4 protein-coding genes are annotated in these 7,030 nt (G+C 48.8%); all 4 read right to left on the bottom strand.

Annotation, left to right across the window (positions count from 1 at the left end; all coding sequences use genetic code 11):
* The coding region (locus GF401_15745; GenBank protein MBD3346507.1) for an MMPL family transporter at window positions 1-3,056 on the bottom strand (3,056 nt) is incomplete at its 3' end.
* A gap of 60 nt (window positions 3,057-3,116) precedes the next feature.
* Window positions 3,117-4,157, bottom strand: coding sequence for an efflux RND transporter periplasmic adaptor subunit (locus GF401_15740; GenBank protein ID MBD3346506.1), 1,041 nt, complete (start codon window positions 4,155-4,157; stop codon window positions 3,117-3,119).
* Complete coding sequence (locus tag GF401_15735) at window positions 4,154-5,668, bottom strand: hypothetical protein (GenBank protein MBD3346505.1); 1,515 nt, start codon at window positions 5,666-5,668, stop codon at window positions 4,154-4,156. Before GF401_15735 ends, GF401_15740 begins: the two co-directional genes overlap by 4 nt.
* Window positions 5,655-6,290: a TetR family transcriptional regulator gene (locus GF401_15730; protein ID MBD3346504.1), complete on the bottom strand. Its 636-nt coding sequence runs from the start codon at window positions 6,288-6,290 to the stop codon at window positions 5,655-5,657. Before GF401_15730 ends, GF401_15735 begins: the two co-directional genes overlap by 14 nt.
* Window positions 6,291-7,030: the final 740 nt, after the last annotated feature.

Raw genomic sequence — 7,030 nt, 5'->3', positions numbered from 1 at the left:
GTGGGAACGACCAGAAGGGTCATTACCGTAGCAAACGTCAACCCGAAAATCATGGTCCAGGCAAAGGGGCGCCAAAACTCGGAGGATTCGGACCCTAATTGTATCCCGAATGAACCGGGGTGCAAGTCGAGGCTCGCGCCCAATGCCATGGGAAGGAGTCCCAGGACTGTTGTAATGGCGGTGAGCAGCACCGGCCGCAAGCGGGTTTTTCCGGCTTCGATTATGGCCTCGAACCAGTCCATGCCGTTGTCGACGAGAAGATTTGTGTAGTCGATAAGAACAATGCAATTATTAACCGCCACCCCGGCAAGGGCAACACAACCGATACCCGACATGATCATGACAAATTCCATACCGGTAAAGGTGAACCCCCAGAACACTCCCCCCAGGGAGAGGAATACCGAGGTCATAATGATAATCGGTTGAAAGATTGAATTGAACTGGGCGACAAGGACGATTGTTATCAGAAAGAGTGCAATGGCAAAGGCTTTGATAATATAATCGTTGGCCTCATCCCGCATCTCCTGCCCGGCGCCTGCTCTGGTCGAGTAGTTTGCCGGAAGAGCAAGCTGCTTTACTTTTTTCTCGATCTCAGCTTTTATTTCATTCTTTTTCTGAAATTTCTCATCGAAATCGGCCCAGATTCCCACCGACCGTTCCACATTACGGCGTTTGATTGTTCCAATCGAGGAGACGGTTTTGACTGTTGCGATATCACTCAACGGGATTTTGACACCGTCCCTGGTGCTGATATGAATTTGTTTCAGTTCGGGGATAGAATTCCGGGATGGCGTTTTGAATTCGGATACGATATCGTACTCCTTTTCTCCCTGACGGAAAGCGCCGACAATCTGACCGTGAATTGCATTGCGGATTTTCCCGGCAACCGCATACATGGAAAGACCGTGATACTCGGCCATCTGCCTGTTGACTGCAACCTGAAGTTCCGGCATGGCGGATTCATAATCGGTATCGACAAGTTTGAAATGGGAATACGTATTAAGTATGGCAAGAATACTATCGGCGATATCCCCCATAATGTTGTAATCTTTTCCGGTCACTTCGAAGGATATATCATGCCCCGACGGCGGCCCCATCTCCTGAGCTTCGACCGTAACTTCACCGCCGGTAAAATCTTTGAGTCGGTTTTTCAGGGAGTCGATCGCCACTTTCCCCTTGATTTTTCTTTCGAGATAGGGCTTATACGTCACTCTCACAAAGCCTTTATGCGACTCTTCACCGGAACCCGAAAACATCTGCCCCCCCGACCGTCCTGCAGCAGCCTCGTATTCGTCAATGGACGCCGGGACGTCTTCAACGATATGCTCGAGAACCCTGACCACCGAATCGGTCTTTTCAACCGGTGTTCCCTGGGGCATCGTGACATTCACGATTGCATCGGAGGGATCGGGTGATGGAAAGAAAACCGGCTCTTTTCCCAATATTCCATAGAGTACCATTCCGCAGATAACGACCGCAAAGCTGATACTCATCACCAGCAAGGGGTGACGAAGCGCCTTGTGTATATTGTGGGCATACCAGTTTTGAATCCCGGCAAACTTCCCGGAACCTTCGGTGAACTTTTTCTGCTGTTCTTTACTTATCTTTAAAAACCTGGAACAGAAGGCCGGGTTTATTGTAACAGCGACAAAGAGTGAACTTCCTAAAACGATGATCACGGTTTTAGGAACAAAGGACATGAAATCGCCCATGACGCCGGGCATGAAAACGATCGGCAGGAATGCAAGGCAGGTCGTGATTGTCGAAGCCGTAATGGGCATGGCCACTTCTTTTGAACCGTCAATGGCAGCCTGAACCCGGTCCTTACCCATAGAGGCATGGCGGAAAATGTTTTCGACAATAACGATGCCATTATCAACAAGCATTCCGAGCGCCAGGATAAGGCTGAACAGCACCACCATATTGAGGGTGATACCGAGCATGTCGATAATAAAAAAGGAGAGCAGCATTGAAAAAGGGATCGCCAGCGCCACAAACAAGGCGTTAATCCCGCCGAGAAAAAAGATCGTAACGGCAAGAACAAGCAAGAAGCCGGTAATCATGTTGTTTTCGAGGTCCGCCACAATCTGCTTGATATAGAATGCATCTTCATAACCGTAATTAATTTCCGTCCCTTCGGCGAACTGGGATTTCATCCCGTCGACTGCTTCCTTAACCCGCTCGGTGGTGGTAATAACATTGGCGCCGGTTCGTTTACTTACCGAAATGGTAATTGCCGGCTTGCCGTTGAAACGGCTGTATGTCTGCTGCTCTTCATAGGTAAACTTGACAGTCCCGAGCAGGCGGAGCGGAACCGCAACCGGGCCATCCTTGATTGTAATTTCCCGAAAGAGACGGGGGTCTTTGATCTCGCTGTTAATCGTAATCGTATAGTTTTTACCGGGGGTACGAAGGATACCGCCTGGAAGCGCAAGGTTTGCTCCCTGGATCGCCTGCTGAATGTCACCCATCCCGAACCCATACCGGTTCAGCTTGGCCGGGTCGAGTTCGATCCGTAGTTCCCGTTCCCGCAGGCCTGAGATTTCCGCTTCGAGCACTCCAGGAATTCGTTCGAGTTCATCCTGAAGTTCTTCTGCAGTGTTTTCGAGATATTCGAGCCCATTGGGATTGGTGAGTGCAACGACAAGAATCGGCCAGGTCGATGAAGAAAACTCTTTCACCAGCGGATCTTCAACAGCATCCGGAAGCTCCGATTCGGCAATGTCGACCCTGTCCTTTACTCTTCGAAGCGCAGTCTCCACTTCCACATCGGAGGTAAACTCAATAATAATCATCGAAAGGCTCTGCTGAGTAGATGATGTTATCTCCTTGATCCCCTCGATCCCGTCAATTTCCTGTTCGATCGGACGGGTAACCAGTGTCTCAACATCCTTGGCGCCCACGCCCGGATAGACCGTTGTCACAAAAATATAGGGCTGCTTGATTTCGGGCGTCGATTCCCGCGGTAACCCCATATAAGAAATCAGACCCATGGTCAGAATTAAAAGCGCCATGGTGAATACGGCTATGCGCTTATTCACTGATAGTTTGATCATATATATTGTCCTGTTTTACTATATGTTTTTATATTTTGTAACAATGGTATTCCCGAGATTTCAATTTTCGATTGTAATGGGAGTATTGTGTTTTATTCGTTGCTGCCCGGCAACAACGAGCTTATCACCTGTGGATAAGCCTTCGATAATTCGCGTGTGGGTCTCATTGGATTCTGCTATTTCAACAAGTCGTTTTACGGCCTTGCCCTCTTCGGTAACAAACACGAATTGCTGAATGCCCGAGGTTATGACGGCACCGGTAGGAACAACAATTTGGGAATCGAGGTCCTGGAGTGCGATACGGACTTTTGCAGTGAGCCCGGGATTGACGTTTTTATCCTTATTGTCTATCTGAAGTTGTACTTTATATTTTTGAGATGAGGGCTCGGCGGATTTTGCAACCGATATAATCTTTGCAGGCCAGGACTGTGCACTGTCAACTGCAGAGATATAAACCTTCGCTTCGTCGTCCGAATCAACCGAGAAAATATCGCCTTCAGGAACATACACGGTCACCCGTATCTTCGAAAGTCCGGCCAGGGCAAAGGTCGGCGACCCCGGAGCGACTTCCTGATAACGTTCGATATAGCGGTCGGTAACGATACCGCCAAACGGTGCGATACATAGGGCGCCCTCTCTCATACGTTCGGCTTCGATCCGCGCGGATTTTGCGTTCATCAGCGCAAGTTTCTGCTGATTGAGCTGAAGCTGCGACGCATTGCCGGCGTCAAAGTGGGTTTTAGTCCGGTCATAATTATCCTGGGCGATTTTTTCATTCAACACCGCGGTTTCATACTGCGTTTCGGCCTTATCGGCGTCGATACGCGCGAGATGCTGCCCCTTTTTCACCCAGGAACCCGGTTTGGCCGAAATTCTGGTTACCCTGCCGCCGGTGTAGCTGATAAGAGTTGCTTCGTGAACACCCGCGGTTTTCCCGTAGTATTCGCCATAGTCAACAAATGGTCCGGGTTCCAGAGCCAAAACCCGGACGGATATCGCCGCCTGAGTTTCGTTGTTCTCTACCTGATCTTTCTTTCCCGCGCATCCGAAAAAGAAAACTGCTCCAACACAGGCAAGTGTGCATATGAAATACTTCATCATGAACCTTTCGTATATATTGGTACGCCGAGTAATATTTTCAGCCGGGTAGCCAGCGTTATTTTCTGAGCATACAGATCGTTGTACAGCTTTTCAGCATCCATCCAGTCCTTTTCTGCATCCAGGAGAGTGGTAACATCGGCAGCGCCGGCATGAAAGTCGGTCTGAGTGACTTCAAAGGCGCGGCGTGCAGCCTCACGCTGCAACGAAACAGCCTCGAGCATGGTTGCCATCGATGTAAGGCTGCTGTGCATCTTGTCGACGCCGATCTGCATTTGTCGTTTGGAACGCTGCAACTGTATTTCCGCCCGACGTTTCTGGACCTGTGTCTTCCGGTATGTGGAAGATGTTCGCCAACCGTCAAAAATAGTCCAGCTCAATTGAAGTCCTGCCGTGTAGCTGAAATAATCGGGATGAACTATGGCATTGGCGTCGGGAGAGTTGTCTTCATCGGTATACAAAACCTGATTGTTCACCCGTCCGAAAAGGTTGATTGACGGAAACAGTTTCGACCGTTCGTACACAACCTGGTTTGTTCGCAAGCTGAGCATATGCCGCTGCTGGATATATCCAAGCCCGTCGGTGACATCATTACCGATTTCAACAACCGCTGCATACTCCGAGGGCGGAGAGCTGAGTTCAAACGATGTGTCGGGATAAATCCCGGCTTTTTCAGCAAGGGTCTTAAACGCTTCGCTTTTCGTGCTGCGTGCGGAAATCAGATCGGCTTTTGCCCGTGCATTTCCCGCCTGTGCCAGAAGATAGGCCCGCTCCGGGACCGCTCCCCGGTCATACTCGACCCTCATGCGCTGCACCGTCCGCTCGCTGGAGGCATAGGCTTTTTCGGCGATGTCGATCTCTTTCTGTGCTACATAGGCATTGGTATAGGCGTCGATAATAGCGGCATAGAGGGTATCCATCTCGTACCGCCTTATATCGGTCAACATGGTATCCCTGATCCGTGCCGCTTTGAGTGCACTTCCCACTTTCCCGAAGGTAATAAGCGGCTGAGCCACGGTCACCGACCAGTTGGCCGAAAGACCGGTCTGCTCTTCGGGAATATCGAACCCGCCCATCATTGAAGCCAGGGTCATGCTGTCGAGCATTGCAGCCTGTTCTGTTGCCCAGGCCCTGATTGTGTCTTCTCGGGTCTGTGGCTCCGGCATCGCTCCCGACGACGGGGCTTGTTGTCCTCCACCACCACCCATGTTGAAAGACTGACTCGTCGTTTTCAGTGACTGACGGCTCGGTCCGGCAGAAGCCTCCATGGTAACATAGGGAAATGCGGCGGAACGGTATTCCTTTTTTTCGTGTTGACCCTCTTTGTATCGGAGATCGATAAGCTCGACCGCATCCGATTTCTTACGGCTCAACTCAAGCATGTCTTCTATGGTATATGACGTCTGTGCGGTAAGCGTAAGCGCGATCGTAAACACTATCATTGCCACGACCCCGGGCATTTTTCCAACCACTCTTTTCGCGCTGCAATTGTGCACCTCTTTACCTGCTTTCATAGAACAACACTCCCTGAGAAATAAAAGTCATTATATGGGCAATCTCCTGCTCTGCATCTCCCATTTTTTCGTTCATTCGCCAGTGGACAAATACCGATTTTATCATTCCCGTAATGTAGCGTGCACAATTTTCATCGTTCACCGTCGTGTTAATTTCTCCCTTTTCCCTGCCCCGGGCAATTACCGAGGTCAATTTTCCGACAATACGCATCAGCCGGGATGCAAACTGCCGGTGGAGTTCCTGAGAATTCTCGTGATGAGCCAGAACAACCAGAGGAAAATGCGAGAGGGTAAGCATGAAATAAAAATGCTCACCAAACGTGTCGAATACCGCCCGAATCATGCCTTCGAGATTTTTCATCGACGAAAATGAATCATCACAGTTGGCATTCATTTTACTGAGAAGGATGTCGATCTCCCGCAATGAGAGCTGAAGAAAGATATCTTCCTTATCTTTATAATAGTTGTAGAGTGACGGCTTTGAAAAACCGGCTTCCCTGGCAATATGTTCGATACTGGTTTCATGATATCCCCGCTCGGCGAATACTCGTCGTGCCGCATCGAGGATAAGCCCCTTCTTAGCATCAAGGATTGTCTGCCGCCGATTTACCTTAGGGTCCATATTTCTGACTCTTGTGTTAAATTTTTAGACTGAATGTTAAATATAACATATTGGGATTAAAATTTCAATACTTTTATGTTAGTTTTTTGTAAAATTTAGTTTTGGGCAATTAATTTATTGTAGAGGCGCAGAATTTTTAGAATAATCGCATAATGTACAAAAGTTCGTTTGTGCTCAATTTGTTGATATGAAGGAAAGGGGATTGTCCAATCCCCTTTAAATCCCTTGTAGAAAATGCTTATTATATTCATGCCGGCAATACCGGCATGCGCGTGCTGAGTGGGAAGTAATTACATATATGCGTTGCCTTGTTATATGTTCTCCTCTGATGCCGGCAGAAATTCTTTCTTTCCGATTCGATACAAGCAAGGTTATAATCAACGAAATCCGTATTTTAAGCGCTTAACACACCCTGTGATGGCCTGCTGGAAGCCGATTTTGAGGAGGTCCTATCGAGTTCTAAGCGTATAGTTAATCGGTTAGAAAAGGGTGAAATTGGCGTTTCCAGAACAGAAATGGGGATTTTTATGGTCCATCCCCGTTACTCCCTCTGATGAGTATAAAACCTATAAGTATTTTAACAGTCATAATACGAAGCAGGCAAAGCCGGAAAGAGTTCAATGACGAGATCAAGATTCTTGAGAATGATTCTCTGGTGGGGGAACCGCATAGCGTTTCCCCCTGGTCTGAGTTCCCGATTACAATCGGGATCTCAGACGCACCCCCTCCAGCAAGGGCGG

The organism is Chitinivibrionales bacterium (assembly GCA_014728215.1).
In the GTDB taxonomy this organism is placed as follows: Bacteria; Fibrobacterota; Chitinivibrionia; order Chitinivibrionales; family WJKA01; genus WJKA01.
This window is presented reverse-complemented; position numbering and strand designations above follow the sequence as displayed.